The sequence below is a fragment of the Buttiauxella massiliensis genome, assembly GCF_902500225.1.
GTDB classification, from domain to species: domain Bacteria; phylum Pseudomonadota; class Gammaproteobacteria; order Enterobacterales; family Enterobacteriaceae; genus Buttiauxella; species Buttiauxella massiliensis.
The window spans coordinates 14514-33787 of the sequence record NZ_LR722660.1 but is presented as its reverse complement, the minus strand read 5'-3'; the positions used below and the strand labels follow the sequence as shown (position 1 = coordinate 33787).

Below are 19274 nucleotides of genomic sequence, written 5' to 3'. Positions count from 1 at the left end.
CATGAGTGTTTCAGCACCAGCAGGGGCGTCGGGTCGTCAGCTGCATAAATTTGGTGGCAGTAGTCTGGCAGATGTGAAGTGCTATTTGCGCGTTGCGGGGATCATGGCCGAGTATTCAAAACCCGGCGACATGATGGTTGTTTCCGCTGCGGGTAGCACAACTAACCAGTTGATTAACTGGTTAAAATTAAGCCAAAGCGATCGCCTTTCTGCCCATCAGGTTCAGCAAGCACTGCGCCGTTATCAGAGCGAGCTGATTAGTGGCCTTGTTACGCCTGATGTTGCTGATGCTTTAATCGGTCAATTTATTCACGATCTTGAGCGTCTGGCGGGTTTGCTGGATGGCAAAATGACCGACGCAGTGTATTCCGAAGTTGTAGGCCATGGTGAAATTTGGTCTGCACGCCTGATGTCTGCGGTGCTGAATCAGTTAGGTCACCCGGCTGCATGGTTGGATGCACGCGAGTTTATGCGTGCAGAACGTGCAGCCCAGCCACAAGTTAATGAAGGTTTATCCTGGCCACTGCTGCAAGAGCTGATGGCGCAGCACCCGAACAAACGCCTCGTGGTTACCGGTTTTATCTGCCGTAACGACGCGGGCGAAACGGTTCTGCTGGGCCGTAACGGTTCTGACTATTCCGCAACTCAAATTGGTGCACTGGCTGGGGTTTCCCGCGTGACCATCTGGAGTGACGTTGCCGGGGTTTACAGCGCTGACCCACGTAAAGTGAAAGATGCTTGCTTGTTGCCGCTGCTGCGCCTGGATGAAGCCAGTGAACTGGCCCGTCTTGCCGCCCCAGTGCTGCACGCTCGTACTTTGCAGCCTGTTTCCGGTAGCGATATCGATCTGCAATTACGCTGTAGCTATTCACCAGAACAAGGGTCAACTCGTATCGAACGAGTGTTGGCTTCTGGTACTGGTGCACGAATCGTTACCAGCCACGATGATGTTTGCCTGATCGAACTTCAGGTTGCTCCACAGCAAGATTTCAAGCTGGCTCACAAAGAGCTGGATACCCTGCTAAACCGCGCCCAGATTCGCCCTTTGTCGATTGGCGTTCATCCTGACCGTAATCTGCTTCAGCTTTGCTACACCTCTGAAGTTGCTGGCAGCGCACTACAAACTCTCCAGGAAGCAACTCTCCCGGGCGAATTACGTCTGCGTGAAGGTTTAGCTCTGGTGGCAATGGTTGGTGCGGGCGTTTGCCGTAACCCACTACACAGCCATCGTTTTTGGCAGCAACTGAAAGATCAGCCTGTTGAGTTTATCTGGCAGTCCGAAGATGGTATCAGCCTGGTTGCGGTACTACGTGTTGGACCAACAGAAAACCTCATTAAGGGTCTGCATAAGTCACTGTTCCGTGCTGAAAAACGTATTGGTCTGGTTCTGTTCGGCAAAGGGAACATTGGTTCACGCTGGCTGGAGCTGTTTGCCCGCGAGCAAGAAACTATCTCTGCACGAACCGGTTTTGAATTCGTGCTTGCAGGCGTAGTAGATAGCAGCCGCAGCTTGTTGAATTATGAAGGTCTGGATGCCAGCCGGGCTCTCGCTTTCTTCAATGACGAAGCGGTAGAACAGGATGAAGAATCACTATTCCAGTGGATGCGTGCGCATCCCTATGATGATTTGGTGGTTCTGGATGTGACTGCGAGTGAACAACTGGCCGATCAATACCTCGATTTTGCCAGCCACGGTTTCCACGTTATCAGCGCCAATAAACTTGCGGGCGCCAGTAATAGTCAGAAATACCGTGAAATTCGTAATGCTTTTACCAAAACAGGTCGCCACTGGCTGTATAACGCCACCGTGGGCGCCGGCTTGCCGGTAAACCATACCGTTCGTGATTTACGCGAAAGCGGCGACTCCATTCTGGCTATCAGCGGTATTTTCTCCGGTACGCTTTCATGGTTGTTCCTGCAATTCGATGGCACCGTACCATTTACCGAGTTGGTGGACCAGGCCTGGCAGCAAGGGCTAACGGAACCCGATCCACGCGTCGATCTCTCCGGAAAAGACGTGATGCGCAAGCTGGTGATCCTGGCTCGTGAAGCAGGCTACGACATCGAGCCGGATCAGGTTCGTGTTGAGTCGCTGGTAACAAACGGCAGTGAAACGGGCTCAATTGACCATTTCTTTGAAAATGGTGACGAACTGAATGACCAAATGCTTCAGCGTTTTGAAGCGGCTCAGGAAATGGGTCTGGTTCTGCGTTATGTCGCGCGTTTCGATGCGAATGGTAAAGCGCGTGTCGGTGTGGAAGCTGTGCGCACCGAGCATCCACTGGCTTCGCTGCTACCGTGCGACAACGTGTTCGCTATCGAAAGCCGTTGGTATCGCGATAACCCGCTGGTTATCCGTGGGCCAGGTGCTGGTCGTGACGTAACAGCTGGCGCTATCCAGTCGGATCTCAATCGCCTGGCGCAATTGCTATAACTCGCTGAAACACAAAAATATCGAGGCCAGCTATTGCTGGCCTTTTTTTATTCTTTTTAATCGAACATGAGGAAAATTCAATTTGGGTGAGAATTCCTCATTTATTGTGTTGAATTTTCAGTTGACGGAATCATGCTTTTCCTTCATCTTGCTATCTGGACGTCTAAACGTCTGGATAGCAACAAAACACAACATCACATAATAAAATGCGATTAATGAGGTAAGGGTATGAGCTTTTTTCACGCCAACCAGCGGGAAGCACTAAATCAGAGTCTGGCCGAAGTCGCCGGGCAAATTAACGTTTCCTTTGAGTTTTTCCCGCCGCGCACCAGTGAAATGGAACAGACCCTGTGGAGCTCAATTGATCGACTGAGTAGCCTGAAACCTAAATTTGTCTCCGTAACTTACGGCGCAAACTCCGGTGAGCGTGACCGTACCCATAGCATCATCAAAGGTATTAAAGACCGTACAGGTCTGGAAGCTGCGCCGCATCTGACTTGTATTGATGCCACTCCCGACGAGTTACGTACTATTGCGCAGGATTACTGGAATAGCGGTATCCGTCATATCGTCGCTCTGCGCGGTGACTTACCTCCAGGTGGTGGCAAGCCAGATATGTATGCTTCTGATCTGGTCACACTGCTTAAAGATGTCGGTGACTTTGATATTTCCGTCGCGGCTTACCCGGAAGTTCACCCGGAAGCGAAAAGTGCACAGGCTGATTTGATTAACCTGAAGCGCAAGATTGATGCTGGTGCAAACCGCGCAATCACACAGTTCTTCTTCGATGTGGAAAGTTACCTGCGCTTCCGTGACCGTTGCGCCGCTGCGGGTATCGACGTCGAAATCGTGCCAGGTATTTTGCCAGTGAGTAACTACAAACAGGCGCATAAGTTCGCGACCATGACCAACGTGCGTGTTCCACACTGGATGGCACAAATGTTTGAAGGGCTGGATAACGACGCAGAAACTCGCAAAATGGTCGGTGCCAATATTGCGATGGATATGGTGAAAATCCTCAGCCGCGAAGGCGTGAAAGACTTCCATTTCTATACGCTTAACCGTGCTGAAATGAGCTATGCAATTTGTCACACGCTGGGTGTTCGCCCGGCGGTATGATTCAGAAAATGGCCCGCAAGGGCCATAATTTCCCCGCAGTTCAGTCACTTCTTCTTGCAATTATCCCCTTATTTTAAATGGTTATTTAGTAAAATTTACGCCGCTATCAACGTTTCTACACAAAACCTTTGTTACCTTGCTTAAAGACCGGAAGGAAATAACTATCAAATCTGTAGTTTTTTTCATCTATAACTTATCTGCAGAGCTGTATATCCTGGTATTAAAATAGTGAAGGGAGCAGGAAGATGAGCACAAACGAAAACGATCATAATACGTTGTCCGCAGGGAAGTGCCCGTTTCATCAGGGCAGTCATGATGTGAGTGCAGGAGCCGGAACAAGCACGCGGGACTGGTGGCCGAAACAACTCCGTGTTGATCTCCTCAATCAGCATTCAAACCGCTCTAACCCCCTCGGCGAAGATTTTGATTACCGCAAAGAATTCAGCAAACTCGATTATTCTGCGCTGAAAGGCGACCTAAAAGCATTACTAACTGATTCCCAGCCATGGTGGCCTGCCGATTGGGGCAGCTACGCCGGGCTATTTATTCGTATGGCCTGGCATGGTGCCGGCACTTACCGTTCCCTGGACGGACGTGGTGGCGCAGGTCGTGGTCAGCAACGCTTTGCTCCACTTAACTCCTGGCCAGATAACGTAAGCCTTGATAAAGCTCGCCGCCTGCTGTGGCCTATCAAACAGAAATACGGCCAGAAAATATCCTGGGCTGACCTGTTTATACTGGCGGGTAACGTAGCGCTGGAAAACTCCGGCTTCCGCACCTTTGGTTTTGGTGCCGGACGTGAAGATGTTTGGGAGCCAGATCTGGATGTGAACTGGGGTAATGAAAAAGCCTGGTTGGAACATCGCGACCCGGAGACACTTGCTAAACGTCCATTGGCCGCGACCGAGATGGGGCTGATTTATGTTAACCCTGAAGGGCCAAACGCCAGCGGTGAACCACTCTCTGCCGCTGCTGCCATTCGTGCTACTTTCGGCAATATGGGGATGAACGACGAAGAGACTGTAGCGCTTATCGCTGGCGGTCATACGTTGGGCAAAACTCACGGTGCAGCAGAAGCAACCCATGTGGGTGTTGACCCGGAAGCGGCACCGATTGAAGCGCAAGGCTTAGGTTGGACGAGCAGCTACGGCAGTGGTGCCGGTGCTGATGCAATTACATCTGGTCTGGAAGTCGTCTGGTCACAAACACCAACCCAGTGGAGTAACTATTTCTTCGAGAACCTGTTCAAATTTGAATGGGTACAGACACGCAGCCCTGCTGGTGCAATTCAGTTTGAAGCGGTCGATGCACCTGAAATTATTCCTGATCCGTTTGATCCATCGAAAAAACGTAAACCGACAATGTTGGTCACCGACCTGACGCTGCGTTTCGATCCGGAATTCGAGAAAATTTCCCGTCGCTTCCTCAATGATCCACAAGCTTTCAATGAAGCTTTTGCTCGCGCATGGTTCAAATTGACCCACCGCGATATGGGGCCAATTGCGCGTTACATCGGCCCGGAAGTGCCAAAAGAAGAACTGATTTGGCAGGACCCGTTGCCGAAAGCGACATTCAGCCCAACGCCTGCTGATATCGATCACCTGAAAGCAGAAATTGCCCATTCTGGCCTTTCTGTCAGTGAATTGATTTCTGTAGCCTGGGCGTCGGCGTCGACTTTCCGTGGCGGCGATAAACGTGGCGGAGCCAATGGCGCACGCCTGGCACTGGTACCTCAGCGCAACTGGGATGTGAATGCTTTAGCTGTTCGTGCATTGCCTGCATTAGAAGCAATTCAGAAAGCGTCTGGTAAAGCGTCACTGGCCGATATCATCGTGCTGGCGGGTGTTGTGGGTGTTGAACAGGCGGCGGAAGCTGCTGGTATCAGCGTTCGCGTGCCGTTTATTCCTGGGCGTGTTGATGCTAGCCAGGATCAGACCGATGTCGAGATGTTCAACCTGATGGAGCCTGTAGCCGATGGGTTCCGTAACTACCGCGCTCGTGTGGATGCGGCGACAACAGAATCCCTGCTGATTGATAAAGCACAGCAACTTACGCTGACTGCACCGGAACTCACCGTTTTGGTTGGTGGTATGCGTGTGCTGGGTGCGAATTTTGATGGCGGCAAGCATGGCGTATTCACCGAGCGTTTAGGTGTGCTCAGTAACGATTTCTTTGTCAACCTGCTGGATATGGGCACGGAATGGAAGGCGACTGATGACTCTTCAGAACTGTTTGAAGGCCGCTGCCGTCAAACTGGCGAAGTGAAGCAGACAGCGACACGCGCGGATCTGGTCTTCGGTTCCAACTCTGTGCTGCGTGCACTGGCGGAAGTTTATGCCTGCGGTGACGCTAAAGAGAAGTTTGTGAAAGACTTCGTTGCGGCATGGGTGAAAGTGATGAATCTGGATCGCTTCGACCTGAAGTAAGGCGTTATCTGACGTAAAAATCCCCGCAGATGCGGGGATTTTTTTAACTACGTTATTCCCACTCTTGCAAGAAGCGCTGGCCGTACTGGTCGGCAACTAAAAGCGCCGCATAAACCTCATCCGGCGTTGCACCGCCAGGCATGTTATGGATAGTTTCGCCTTCTGCACAAGATGCCTGAGCCACAATGCGCATTTTTGCTGGAACGTCTTGTTTGATATCAAGTTGTGCCAGGGTGATTGGGAGCCCGACGGAGTGACACAGCGCCGCTACGGTTTCAATCTCTTCTAGTGGCGCGTTTTCCAGAACTAACTGGGTCAGCGTACCGAAAGCGACTTTTTCACCGTGATAATAGTGATGTGCGTCTGGAATTGCCGTCAGACCGTTATGCACTGCGTGTGCAGCGGCCAGGCCTCCACTTTCAAAGCCGACACCGCTCAAGTAAGTGTTGGCTTCAATGACGCACTCAAGAGCAGAAGTGACTACATGCTGCTCTGCGGCCAGCATCGCTTTTTCACCCTGTTCAATTAACGTGTTAAAGCAAAGTTCAGCCAGCGCTAGCGCTGCCTGGGTGCATTTTCCCCCGGCCATAGTGGTAGCACCGCTACGTGAACAGGCACGCGCCTCAAACCAGGTTGCCAATGCGTCGCCGATTCCGGCAGCTAACAGGCGTGCAGGTGCACCTGCGACGATTTTAGTATCAACAATCACTATATTTGGGTTGTTCGGCAACATCAGGTAACGATCAAACTCACCTTCATCGGTATAAATAACAGAGAGCGCGCTGCATGGCGCATCGGTAGAGGCGATAGTGGGTGCGATGGCAACAGGCAAACCCATAAAATGCGCCAGTGCTTTGGCGGTATCGAGCGTTTTACCGCCCCCGATACCGAGCACTGCACCACACTGTGTTTGTTCTGCAATACTGCGCAGCCGGTCGATCTCATTTTGCGAGCATTCGCCGCCAAAAGGTGCAATTTCGAATCCCAGTCCGGCATCTTTAAAGCTTGTTACTATTGCGGACTCGGCAAATCCTAAGACAAATTTGTCTCCGACGACTAGCCAGCGCTCAGCCAGTGGTTTGATATAGTGGCCGAGGCGGGAAATAACCTCAGCGCCCTGAATGTACTTACCCGGTGACTGTATTATGCGATCCATTCACTGCCTCCTTTTGTGTCCGTTACAGGCTCAGGCGACCGAACGCCTTCTGCCAGTCTTCTTCAAACTTCACCACAGCCGATTCTACCGCTGGCGCAGCCAAAAATTGCTGGGCGACATCAAGGGGAAGCGTGATGGATTCGCATCCTGCCAGTAAACAATCCAGTGCCTGACGCGGTGTTTTAAAGCTGGCGGCCAGAACTTTGCTGTCAGGAGTGTGAAGCTCAAGCAAAGCTTGCAGCTCCTGAACCATGCGAATGCCATCCCCACCTTGCGCATCAACGCGGTTAACATATGGAGCAACGTACTCAGCTCCGGCGAGAGCAGCTAACAATCCCTGAGCAGCGCTATAAACAGCTGTTCCCAGCGTAGGAATACCCAAAGCAGTTAGCTGCTTAATCGCCGCCAGACCCTCAAAAGTAACGGGAATTTTTACCACCAGACCCGGAACGCACTCTCTGAGTTTCTGCGCCTCTGCAACCATTCCATCTGCGCTGCGGCTCATCACCTGTGCAAACAGACGGCCTTCTTTACCCACTGCATTTTGCAGACGCGGCAGTACGTCCCATATAGATTCGCCATTGGCGGCGATAATACTCGGATTGGTTGTCACTCCCTGTAATGGGAAGATTCGCGCCAGACGTTCTACTTCCGCAACGTTTGCTGTATCGAGATAAAGCTCCATCAATTTTTCCTCTTGGGTGGGTTACAGTTCCAGTTCACGGGCTAGCAGAACCGCGATGGCTTCGCCATTTGTGGCATTTACCAAGGAGTCACGGAATTCTGCATGCATGATGCGGCGCGCAAGGCGGGAGAAAATTCGCATATGCTGGTCGCCTGCCGCATGCTTATTTAGCGTCAACATAATGATAAATTGTGCCTCATCGTCTCCCCACTGAACGGGGGCAGGGAGCCGAGCGACGCTAATCGTCGATTGTTCGATATGTTCTGATTTACTGTGCGGAATAGCGAAGCTAAAGCCCAGACCTGTCGAAAACACGGCTTCCCGCGCCCATAAATCGGCCTCAAGTTTGCGTGGGTAACGACAGCGCCCAGCGATAAGTAGGTTATCGGTCATTCCCTTAATGACCTCTTCTTTGCTGCCCCAGTTGTTATCAAGGGAGATGCACTGAGTTGTGATCAACGGTGCATCCTGCTGAGTCATACGGAATTGCGCCAATAAGTGTTCGACTTCAAGAGAAGTGCGACACGCCATCGCCTGATTAAGCAACTGGCGACAGGCTCGGCTGTCGAGCTGGGCCAGACGTGCCTTTGTTGCGGGTATGGATGGTGCACTCATGCTGATTTCATCAAGTCCCAGACCCACAAGCAGAGGCAAAACTGAGCCTTTTGCTCCCAGCTCGCCACATAGCCCAATCCATTTCCCCTGGCGATGCACTGCCTGCACGGCGTAATCCAGAGCACGTAAGAAAGCAGGGTTCAGGCTGTTGTAATGACGGGTGACCTTCGCATTGTCACGGTCAACGGCCAGTAGATATTGCGTCAGGTCGTTGCTGCCAATACTAAAGAAATCAATTTCTTCGCAGCATTGGTCGATGATGAACATCACCGATGGCACTTCAAGCATGATGCCTAAGGAGATTTTTTCATCAAATGGGATATGTTTGCTGCGTAGTGACTGCTTCACTTCCGCGAGTTGATCTTTAACCCACAAGATCTCTTCCATTGAGGAGATCATCGGGATCATGATTTTTAACGATCCATGTGCAGATGCCCGCAAAATTGAGCGCAACTGAATGTGGAAAAGTGACAGGTATTCCTGATAAATACGTACGGCGCGATAGCCGAGGAATGGATTGTTTTCTGCAGGGATATTCAGGTAATCCACCGGCTTGTCGCCGCCGATATCTATTGTGCGCACAATAATGCTGCGCCCGTTTGCCCCTTCCAACGCCTGACAATAAATGTTGTAAAGCTCATCCTCGGAAGGGGCATGAGCGCGGTCCATGTATAGCATTTCAGTCCGAAACAGGCCCACAGCCTCTGCTCCGTTATTAAATGCCGGAGCCGACTCAACGCAATGAGCAATGTTTGCTGCCACTTCCAGACGAAGACCATCAGCAGTACGTCCTTGTTGGTTGAGCCAGACTTTTTGCTGACTGCGTAGGACTTGCTGCACATAAGCTTCTTGCTGGTAATAGCGTTTTACCGCTTCGCTAAGATTTACCACGACCAAACCAAGATCACCGTCAATCTGCACTGTTTGTTGCAACCACGGCGTGAGTGCGTCGATATCAACGCCCACCAAAGTTGGAATATTAAATGATCGAGCAAGAATGACCGTGTGAGAGGTGGTTCCGCCACTACGTAACAGGAGACCTTTGAGTAGGGTTTTATCCAGCTCAAGAAACTGGCTCGGCGTAATTTCATCAGCTAAACAGATAGCGGCTTGCTGAAGCTTGCCAGGTGCTGGGAAGCGCTGTTCCCCATAGATATGTTGCAGTAGTTGGAAACAGACATCCCGAACATCAAGCACACGCTCTTCCAGATAAGCACTGCCTGACTGGGAAAATTGATTACAAAAGTGTTCTGCTGTTTTTACCACAGCAGCGGCACAGCTGGCACCATTATGGATATGTTCCAGAAGCAGAGTGCGCAATGAAGCATCGCTTGCCAAAGAACGGTGAGCTTCAAGAATAGCGCTCGCTGTGCCGTCATTTCCTAGTAACTGGAGATTAATGGTTTTCAGTAATTTTTCGAGCCCACTCTCAAGTTTCTCCTGCTCTTCATCAATATTTCCTGCCGCCGGTAACTCTCCCAGTTTGTTTAAATCGAGGGAAGCGAGTTGTATCAGTGTGCCACTGGCACTTCCGCCACAAACCGGATTTGCATGAAACAGCGTGGGATTCAGGCGTGCGAGGGATTCAGGAATCGGTGCAGTTTCACTATTGTGCGTTTCTGGTAGAGGAGCATCACAGTGAGGGAATTCGTCCTGCATGAAAACGGAAAGCCTGTTGAAGGCTCCTTCTTCATCACTGCCTGCGATCAGTAACTGGCAGTCGTCTCCTTTTAACGTCCCCGTACCAATAAGTGCCAATGCACTCTTGGCATTTCCACGGCGCTCTGTGCGCAAGTTAATCCATTCAACAGTCGAAGAAAACTGATTGCACAGTGTTTCAACATGACTGGCTGGGCGGGCATGTACCCCGTTGGGTAAGTCACAACGGAAATTTATAACCAGTGCCATAGACGTTCTCCTGAGCTAACTCTCAACAATGGCTACAGGATAAGAGCCCTTCATCGGGAGTCGCCACGGGACAAAACTGTCAAAAGCTGGACAAATGTATTGTCTGGTTTTATTTGCGAGATATCTCACAAAACCAGCCTTAGTTAATAGTGAGGCCATTAACTCTAACTTTTGAGACGGATCTCATTTTTCCTTAAGCATTACAAAAATCCAGTAAATGGCATTTTTGTCCACTGTCTGCCAACGACGGGATTGCCTATTGTGTCCCCAATATTCAGGACATGAGCCGCTTAGGCCAGGAGTGCTTTATGAAAGAGTTGGTCCAGATCCTCAAAAATACGCGGCAGCATCTAATGACAGGCGTGTCGCATATGATTCCATTCGTGGTTGCAGGCGGTATTTTGCTGGCTGTTTCCGTCATGCTGTATGGCAAAGGCGCGGTACCAGATGCGTTCAACGATCCCAACCTGAAAAAACTATTCGATATTGGCGTGGCTGGTTTAACGCTGATGGTGCCTTTCCTTGCGGCTTACATCGGTTATTCCATTGCAGAACGCGCGGCGCTGGCGCCTTGTGCGATTGGTGCCTGGGTCGGTAACAGTTTTGGTGCTGGTTTCTTCGGGGCGATTATTGCGGGGATCATCGGTGGCATTGTTGTCTTCTACCTCAAGAGAATCCCCGTACCAAAAATACTGCGCTCGGTGATGCCTATCTTTGTCATTCCTATTATTGGCACTTTTATTACTGCGGGCATCATGATGTGGGGTCTGGGCGAACCTGTCGGTACATTAACCAGCAATCTAACCCATTGGTTACAAGGGATGCAGCAAGGCAGCATCGTTGTTCTGGCGGTGATTATGGGGCTGATGTTGGCGTTTGATATGGGCGGCCCGGTTAACAAAGTTGCTTATGCTTTTATGCTGATTTGCGTAGCACAGGGCGTGTATAGCGTAGTGGCTATTGCTGCTGTCGGTATTGCTGTTCCACCTCTGGGTCTTGGCCTGGCAACGCTCATGAACCGTAAAAACTTTACCGGAGAAGAGCGTGAAGCGGGTAAAGCGGCGGTGGTTATGGGCTGTGTTGGTGTGACTGAAGGGGCTATTCCATTCGCTGCTGCGGACCCGTTACGCGTTATTCCTTCCATCATGCTGGGTTCTGTATGCGGAACGGTTACCGCTGCGTTGATGGGAGCACAATGCTACGCAGGTTGGGGTGGGTTAATCGTGCTACCGGTTGTTGAAGGCAAGTTTGGTTTTATCGTGGCGTTATTGGTAGGCGCGGTTGTTACGGCAGTTAGCGTGAACCTGTTGAAAACCTTTGCCCGTAAAAAACAACCTGATATGCCAGCGAAAGCGGAAGATGATTTGGATCTGGATTTTGAAATTAACTGATTGAGCCGAAAAGGAATTAACCATGACTAAGATTATTGCTGTTACCGCTTGCCCATCAGGTGTTGCACATACTTATATGGCTGCCGAAGCACTGGAAAGTGCAGCCAAAGCAAAAGGCTGGGAAGTGAAGGTGGAAACCCAGGGTTCTATTGGTCTTGAAAATGAACTGAGTGCCGCAGATGTTGCCAGTGCTGATATGGTGATTTTGACCAAAGATATTGGCATCAAAATGGAAGAGCGCTTTGCCGGCAAAACCATTGTGCGTGTCAACATTAGCGATGCGGTGAAACGTGCTGACGCCATCATGAGCAAAATTGAAGCTCATCTGGCGCAAATCGCCTGAGCCTTTGAATGACCAGTAAGGAACACATCATGACTCATCGTATCGAACGCCTGAAATTAGCACTGTTTGCCCAGCCGCGAGAAATTTCGCTGGAACGCGCCATGTTGTATACCGCTAGCCACCGTACAACAGAAGGTGAACATATGTTGTTACGCCGCGCTAAGGCAACAGCATCCATTCTGGATAATGTGCAGATAGCGATTCGTGATGATGAGTTGATCGCGGGTAATCGAACCGTGAAACCGCGTGCCGGGATTATGTCACCGGAGATGGACCCTTACTGGCTGCTTAAAGAGTTGGAGCAGTTTTCGACTCGCCCACAAGACCGTTTTGAGATTAGTGAGAAGGATAAAGAGCTATACCGCGAACAGCTTTATCCTTACTGGGAAAAACGCTCAATGAAAGACTTCATCAATAGCCAGATGACGGATGAAGTCAAAGCGGCAGTAAAAACGCAAATTTTTAGCGTCAACCAGACCGATAAAGGGCAGGGGCATATCATTATTGATTACCCGCGTCTGCTGCAAAATGGGTTGGGTAAGTTGGTGGTGGAATTGCGTGAGCATTGCCAGCAAGCACCAGGAAATCACTTCTATCAAGCGGCATTGATATTACTGGAAGCTTCACAGCGACATATCTTGCGCTATGCCGAGCTGGCTGAGACGTTGGCTACAGAATGCACAGACACCTGTCGTCGCGATGAGTTACAGAAAATCGCCGAGATTTCTCGCCACAACGCAGTTTCCGGACCAGAAGATTTCTGGCAGGCATGTCAGCTGTTTTGGTACATGAATATCATTTTGCAGTATGAATCCAACGCCAGTTCACTATCGCTTGGCCGATTTGATCAGTACATGCTGCCATTTTATCAGGCCTCGCTTAATCGCGGCGAAAGTCCGGCATTCCTACGCGAACTGTTGGAATCGCTGTGGGTGAAATGTAACGACATCGTCCTGCTGCGTTCCACCAGTAGCGCCCGTTATTTCGCCGGCTTCCCAACGGGATACACCATTTTGCTTGGTGGTCTTACGGAAAATGGGCGTAGCGCGGTAAATGTACTCTCCTTCTTGTGTCTGGATGCCTACCAGAGTATTCAACTGCCGCAGCCGAATCTTGGGGTGCGCGTGAATGAACTGATTGACCGCCCCTTCTTGCTAAAAACAGCTGAAACTGTGCGGCTGGGAACCGGGATTCCACAAATTTTTAATGACGAAGTTGTGGTGCCTGCTTTCCTTAATCGGGGAGTGTCGCTTGAGGATGCTCGTGATTACGCCGTTGTTGGATGTGTGGAGCTATCAATTCCTGGGAGAACCTACGGTTTGCATGATATTGCCATGTTCAATCTTTTGAAGGTCATGGAAATTGTGCTGCTGGAGAACGAAGGGAACAGCGAACTGGATTATCAGAATTTGTTGCAGCAAATCCGTGACAAAATCCGCCACTACATCAAGCTGATGGTTGAGGGCAGTAACATTTGTGATATCGGCCACCGTGATTGGGCGCCTGTTCCGCTGCTTTCATCGTTTATCGATGATTGTCTTTCCCATGGTAAAGACATTACTGAGGGTGGTGCCCGTTATAATTTCTCTGGTGTTCAAGGGATAGGTATCGCTAACTTGAGTGATTCGCTATATGCCCTAAATGGCATGGTGTTTGAACAGCAACGCTTAAGTTTTGATGAGCTTCTGGCGGTATTGAAAGAGAATTTTGCTACCCCTGAAGGGGAAAAAATACGCGCACGGTTGATGAACCGTTTCGAGAAGTACGGCAACGATATTGATGAAGTAGACAACATTAGTGCTGATCTGCTGCGTTTCTACTGTAAAGAGATAGAGAAGTATCGTAATCCACGCGGCGGATATTTTACTCCAGGCTCTTACACCGTTTCAGCCCATGTGCCATTGGGAGCCGTCGTCGGCGCCACTCCTGACGGGCGTTATGCGGGTGAGCAATTGGCTGATGGTGGTTTATCTCCAATGCTGGGCCAGGACTGTCAGGGGCCAACGGCGGTGCTGAAATCGGTCAGTAAATTGGATAATTATTTACTCTCCAACGGTACGTTGTTGAACGTCAAATTCACTCCCAGCACGCTGGAAGGTGATGCTGGGCTTCATAAACTGGCAGATTTCATTGGCGCGTTCACGAAGCTTAAATTGCAGCATATTCAATTCAACGTCGTGAATGCCGAAACCCTTCGTGAGGCTCAACTACGCCCGCAGGATTTCGCTGGATTGGTAGTTCGGGTTGCGGGATACAGCGCCTTCTTTGTTGAGCTGTCGAAGGAGATTCAGGATGACATTATCCGCCGTACAGCGCATCAACTGTGAAGTTATTGAAGACGATGCAATAAAAGCACGGATCTTCAATATTCAGCGCTACTCTCTAAATGATGGTCATGGAATCCGTACAGTAGTTTTTTTTAAAGGTTGCCCACATTACTGTCCATGGTGCGCTAACCCGGAGTCTATCTCCGGGAAAATTGAAACCGTAAGACGATTGTCAAAGTGTCTGCATTGCTCAGCCTGTCTGAATGATGCAGATGAATGCCCTTCTGGCGCCATGGAAAGAATCGGTCACGATTACTCTCTGGCTCAGCTGGAAAAAGAGGTGCTTAAAGACGACGTTTTCTTCCGTTCTTCAGGTGGTGGAGTAACGCTTTCTGGCGGGGAAGTTTTGATGCAGGCCGCTTTTGCTACGCGATTTTTAGAACGTCTAAAATTGTTAGGTATTCATACCGCTATTGAGACGGCCGGTGATGCCGCTCCTGAGAAACTTCTTGCTCTGGCAAAGCAGTGTGATGAAGTGTTGTTCGATGTGAAGATTATGGACAGTGAAAAGGCAAAATCAGTGCTGAACATCAACCAGCCCAGGGTTCTGAAGAACCTAAAGATGCTGGTGGAGTCTGGAATTCATGTGATTCCACGGGTTCCGCTGATACCCGGCTACACTCTTGAAAGAGGTAATATGTTGGAGATCTTGAAGTTCCTGGCTCCATTAAAACTTACCGATCTTCATTTACTTCCATTCCATCAGTACGGTGAGCCGAAATATCAGTTACTGGGTCGGTCATGGAATATGAAGGGTATTGCGCCACCTGGCGTATCAGATATCGCCCCGTTGCAACAGATGGCAGAAAATGCCGGTTTCCGTGTGACAATGGGTGGCTAGCCTTAATGGAGGAGCGTGAGGATGACTCGACATCTGGTTGCAGTAACGGCATGTGTCAGCGGTGTCGCTCACACCTATATGGCTGCCGAACGGCTCGAAAAACTCTGCCAGCAAGAAAAATGGTCAGTAAAAATAGAGACTCAGGGAGCGCTGGGAATTGAAAACGAACTGACCCAAATGGATATTGAGCAAGCCGATGTAGTATTGCTAATTACTGATATTGAACTGGCGGGAGCAACACGCTTCACTCATTGCCGTTGCGTACAAACCGGTATTAATGCATTCCTTCGGGAGCCGCAAAAAACGATGTCCGCAGTGCGACGAATCTTTGGTACTCCGCAACACACACACATCATTCTGAATTGATTGATTTTTCGGTCAACTGGCTATGATATTGGCGTCGATATTCAGACGGTGATCTGTCCGTATTCTTTCTAAACAGGCGGCAAAAATAGTTACTGTCGATAAATCCGCAGGCGTGAGCCACTTCCTTAACTTTCAGATCGTAGCGTTTAAGCAACGTTTTGGCATGTTCGAGGCGGGTGTAGTTAAGGTATTCATTAAAGCCCACTGCACCAGTTTTCTGGAACAGGTGTGAAAGATAGTTGGGTGAGATGTAAAACGCCTGCGCGACGGATTCTCTGGTCAGTGGCTCGGCATATTTTTCATCAATATATTCACGTACAGCTTCGAATAATGCCTGGCTGCGAGATGCTGTCTGGATCTGGCTGCCAAGCAGGTCAGTGCAATGGCTGAGAATACTGCTGACGATAAACCGCGCCGTTTGCTGATCGTGAGGCTGCATCACTAGTTCGTTAAGCGCCTGTAGCAAAAATGAGCCGATTCGTGGCCCGCGGCGAGCAACGTTCTGTTTGCCTAGTGTTTTAAAAGCCACACCATCCCATTGCAGAATGCTGAACCCAAGCTGCTGCTTACCAAACAAAATACTTAACGTTGTAACTGGCGTATTCCATTGTGGGTTATTCCAGCACTTTGCCGGAACGTAAAGCACATCATGTTGCTCAAGCCTGGCGGGCATACCTGCGTCACAGGCATCCATTAAAACACCATCCAACACCACTTCAATCCTTGGGAAATCAACCTGATATGCAAGCTCCGATGGGGCAACCTGGTTATCAGCAAACCAGATGTGCTGAATGCCCGATGGGCTGTTCAGCAGGCGTGAAAGAATTTGGCTTACGTCGTAATTCATGGTGGGCCGCAGCGGGTTAATAGGGATAAGTTATGGTGCCACATTGGTACTGTTTTGCGCATCAGTAAAAACAAAAAACCTCGCCGTAGCGAGGTTTGAATGAGGAATGAAGTCGTTAGCCAGTGTTACGCATACCTGCTGCAACACCTGCAATCGTCACCATCAATGCTTGTTCTACACGGGCATCTGGCTCTTCGCCCTTCTCTTCAGACTTGCGTGAACGATGCAGCAATTCGGCCTGCAACACGTTCAATGGGTCGGTGTAGATGTTACGTAGCTGGATGGACTCGGCAATCCATGGCAGGTCAGCCATCAGGTGCGAATCGTTGGCGATATCCAGAACCACTTTGATGTCAGCTTCCAGTTGGTCACGCAACTGTGTGCCAAGACCCCACAGTTCTGGTTTCACCAGGCGCTGGTCGTAGTATTCCGCAAGCCACAGGTCAGCTTTGGCGAACACCATTTCTAGCATGCCGAGGCGTGTAGAGAAGAATGGCCAGTCGCGGCACATGGTTTCCAGCACGTCTTGTTTGCCATCTTCCACCACTTTTTGTAGCGCAGCGCCGGCACCCAGCCAGGCTGGCAGCATCAGGCGGTTTTGCGTCCAGGCGAAGATCCATGGGATAGCACGCAGAGACTCAACGCCACCGTTAGGTTTACGCTTCGCAGGGCGTGAGCCCAGCGGCAGTTTACCCAGTTCCAGCTCCGGTGTTGCCGAACGGAAGTACGGCACGAAGTCTTCATTTTCGCGGATATATCCACGGTACATATCACAGGAGGTCACTGACAGATCCTCCATGATATGTTTCCACTCTTTCTTCGGCTCTGGCGGCGGCAGAAGGTTGGCTTCCAGAATCGCGCTGGTGTAGAGCGACAGGCTGCTGATGGTGATTTCGGGCAGGCCGTATTTAAAGCGAATCATCTCGCCTTGCTCGGTCACACGCAGACCACCTTTCAGGCTGCCCGGTGGTTGAGAAAGCAGAGCAGCGTGCGCAGGCGCACCGCCACGGCCAATAGAACCACCGCGTCCGTGGAACAGCGTCAGGGTGATTCCGGCTTTCTCGCAGGTTTTGATCAGTGCGTCCTGAGCCTGGTATTGCGCCCAGGATGCCGCCATCACGCCTGCATCTTTCGCAGAGTCAGAATAGCCAATCATGACCATCTGTTTGCCCTGAATAAAGCCGCGATACCAGTCGATGTTCAGCAACTGAGTCATGACGTCATCGGCGTTGTTCAGGTCGTCGAGCGTTTCAAATAGTGGTGCAACAGGCAGAGCGAAAGTACAGCCAGCTTCTTTGAGTAGCAGATGAACGGCCAGCACGTCAGAAGGCGTTTTCGCCATGGAGATAACATACGCAGCGATAGAACCACGCGGTGCTTCGGCAACCACTTTGCAGGTTTCCAGCACTTCGCGGGTGTCATCGCTCGGCTCCCACTGGCGTGGCAGCAGAGGGCGTTTTGAATTCAGCTCGCGGATAAGGAACGCTTGTTTGTCGGCTTCAGACCAGCTTTCGTAATCGCCAATGCCCAGGTAACGCGTCATTTCGCCGAGTGCTTCGGTATGACGAGTACTTTCCTGGCGCACATCAATGCGTACTAATGGCACGCCGAAGCTTTTCACGCGGCGCAGGGTATCAAGCAACTGACCGTTGGCGATAATGCCCATTCCGCACGCTTGCAGCGACTGGTAACACGCATAGAGCGGGTCCCAAAGCTGTTCGTTTTGGGTTAACAAACCTTCAGGTTTTGGCAGACGCTGGCCTTTCAGGCGAGCTTCCAGCCAGGCTTGTGTCGCCAATAATTGCTGACGAACGCCTTTCATGATGCAGCGATACGGTTCTTGTGCAGCGTCTGGGCCAGCCAGTTCACTCAGCTCAGGCGTACATTCCACCATCGAGAGTTCGGAAATCAGCACCTGAATATCGCGCAGGAACAGGTCGGTTGCTTTCCAGCGGCTTAGCAGCAGAACGTGACGGGTAATATCAGCAGTCACGTTCGGGTTGCCGTCGCGGTCGCCCCCCATCCATGAAGTGAAACGTACCGGAACAAAATCCACCGGCAGTTTGTAATTCAGGTTGTCTTCTAGTTGCTCGTTGAGCTCCCGCAGGTAGTTTGGAACCCCTTCCCACAGGCTGTTTTCTACTACCGCAAAGCCCCATTTTGCTTCATCTACAGGGGAAGGGCGGTGCTTACGGATTTCATCGGTGTGCCATGCCTGAGCGACCAGTTGGCGCAGACGGCGCATAATCTGGTTGCGCTCATAATCGGCGATGTCGCTGTGGTCGAGTTGCTTGAGGCAGCTATTTACTTCAACCAGTTTGTGAATCAGGGTGCGACGGGTGATTTCGGTTGGGTGTGCGGTCAGAACTAATTCCAGTGACAGAGACTCAACAGCATCACGAATGGCGGCTTCACTAAGGTCCGGCTGGTTTTTTAATTTTTGGAGTGTCTTAGCGATAACTTCGGGATTGCTGGCGGCTTCGCCATTGGCTGAAATGCTGTGATATTGCTCGGCGGTGTTGGCCAGATTCAAGAATTGGCTGAATGCACGGGCTACAGGGAGTAGTTCATCGTTAGACAGGTTCTGTAACGTGGTTAGCAGCTCCTGGCGGTTTGCCTCATTGCCAGCCCGTGAAGACTTTGACAATTTGCGGATTGTTTCTACGCGGTCAAGAATGTTTTCACCTAACGCATCCTTGATGGTATCCCCGAGCAACTTGCCGAGCATACTGACATTACTTCGCAAAGCGGAATACTGTTCGTTCATATGACCCCAGACACCCTATCCAATCTAATATGTAATTTAATTTCACCCG

General features: G+C 50.6%; 13 protein-coding genes. 8 read left to right on the top strand and 5 right to left on the bottom strand.

The window, feature by feature from the left end:
• Window position 1: 1 nt before the first annotated feature.
• The 3 genes from GC128_RS17440 (at window position 2) to katG (ending at window position 5979) form a co-directional block, all read left to right on the top strand.
• Entirely contained in the window at window positions 2-2434 is a 2433-nt protein-coding gene (locus GC128_RS17440; RefSeq protein ID WP_151995361.1) for a bifunctional aspartate kinase/homoserine dehydrogenase II, read from the top strand.
• A gap of 228 nt (window positions 2435-2662) precedes the next feature.
• Entirely contained in the window at window positions 2663-3553 is an 891-nt protein-coding gene (gene metF, locus GC128_RS17435) for a methylenetetrahydrofolate reductase (RefSeq protein ID WP_134187633.1), read from the top strand.
• A 245-nt stretch (window positions 3554-3798) separates the two neighbouring features.
• On the top strand, window positions 3799-5979 hold the full coding sequence (gene katG / locus GC128_RS17430) for a catalase/peroxidase HPI (RefSeq protein ID WP_151995360.1): 2181 nt from the start codon (window positions 3799-3801) through the stop codon (window positions 5977-5979).
• Window positions 5980-6031: 52 nt separating this feature from the next.
• On the opposite strand, the gene gldA is transcribed toward katG, so the two are convergent.
• Genes gldA through ptsP form a run of 3 tightly spaced genes read right to left on the bottom strand, consistent with a single transcriptional unit; the run spans window position 6032 to window position 10343 of the window.
• Window positions 6032-7135 carry a bifunctional L-1,2-propanediol dehydrogenase/glycerol dehydrogenase gene (gene gldA, locus GC128_RS17425; RefSeq protein ID WP_151995359.1) on the bottom strand — a complete coding sequence of 368 codons (1104 nt, stop codon included), beginning with the start codon at window positions 7133-7135 and terminating at the stop codon, window positions 6032-6034.
• 22 nt (window positions 7136-7157) lie between these two features.
• Entirely contained in the window at window positions 7158-7820 is a 663-nt protein-coding gene (gene fsa / locus GC128_RS17420; RefSeq protein WP_151995358.1) for a fructose-6-phosphate aldolase, read from the bottom strand.
• Between the two features lie 21 nt (window positions 7821-7841).
• Window positions 7842-10343 carry a phosphoenolpyruvate--protein phosphotransferase gene (ptsP, locus tag GC128_RS17415; RefSeq protein ID WP_151995357.1) on the bottom strand — a complete coding sequence of 834 codons (2502 nt, stop codon included), beginning with the start codon at window positions 10341-10343 and terminating at the stop codon, window positions 7842-7844.
• Between the two features lie 308 nt (window positions 10344-10651).
• Between ptsP and GC128_RS17410 the strand changes: the two genes are divergently transcribed.
• The 5 genes from GC128_RS17410 to GC128_RS17390 are packed head-to-tail and all read left to right on the top strand — an operon-like array spanning window position 10652 to window position 15611.
• Complete coding sequence (locus tag GC128_RS17410; RefSeq protein ID WP_151995356.1) at window positions 10652-11734, top strand: PTS fructose transporter subunit EIIC; 1083 nt, start codon at window positions 10652-10654, stop codon at window positions 11732-11734.
• Window positions 11735-11756: 22 nt separating this feature from the next.
• On the top strand, window positions 11757-12077 hold the full coding sequence (locus tag GC128_RS17405) for a PTS fructose-like transporter subunit IIB (RefSeq protein WP_151995355.1): 321 nt from the start codon (window positions 11757-11759) through the stop codon (window positions 12075-12077).
• A 29-nt stretch (window positions 12078-12106) separates the two neighbouring features.
• Window positions 12107-14404 (top strand): formate C-acetyltransferase, encoded by a 2298-nt coding sequence (locus GC128_RS17400; protein ID WP_151995354.1) that lies wholly within the window; start codon window positions 12107-12109, stop codon window positions 14402-14404.
• Window positions 14370-15245: a [formate-C-acetyltransferase]-activating enzyme gene (locus GC128_RS17395; protein ID WP_151995353.1), complete on the top strand. Its 876-nt coding sequence runs from the start codon at window positions 14370-14372 to the stop codon at window positions 15243-15245. The genes GC128_RS17400 and GC128_RS17395 overlap by 35 nt, the downstream gene beginning before the upstream one ends.
• A gap of 21 nt (window positions 15246-15266) precedes the next feature.
• Window positions 15267-15611 carry a PTS fructose-like transporter subunit IIB gene (locus tag GC128_RS17390; RefSeq protein ID WP_151995352.1) on the top strand — a complete coding sequence of 115 codons (345 nt, stop codon included), beginning with the start codon at window positions 15267-15269 and terminating at the stop codon, window positions 15609-15611.
• Here the strand turns inward: GC128_RS17390 and GC128_RS17385 are convergent.
• Window positions 15598-16458 carry an AraC family transcriptional regulator gene (locus GC128_RS17385; protein WP_151995351.1) on the bottom strand — a complete coding sequence of 287 codons (861 nt, stop codon included), beginning with the start codon at window positions 16456-16458 and terminating at the stop codon, window positions 15598-15600. The two genes, GC128_RS17390 and GC128_RS17385, sit on opposite strands and share 14 nt — an antisense overlap.
• Before the next feature lie 115 nt (window positions 16459-16573).
• Entirely contained in the window at window positions 16574-19225 is a 2652-nt protein-coding gene (ppc, locus tag GC128_RS17380) for a phosphoenolpyruvate carboxylase (protein WP_151995350.1), read from the bottom strand.
• Between the last annotated feature and the right edge of the window lie 49 nt (window positions 19226-19274).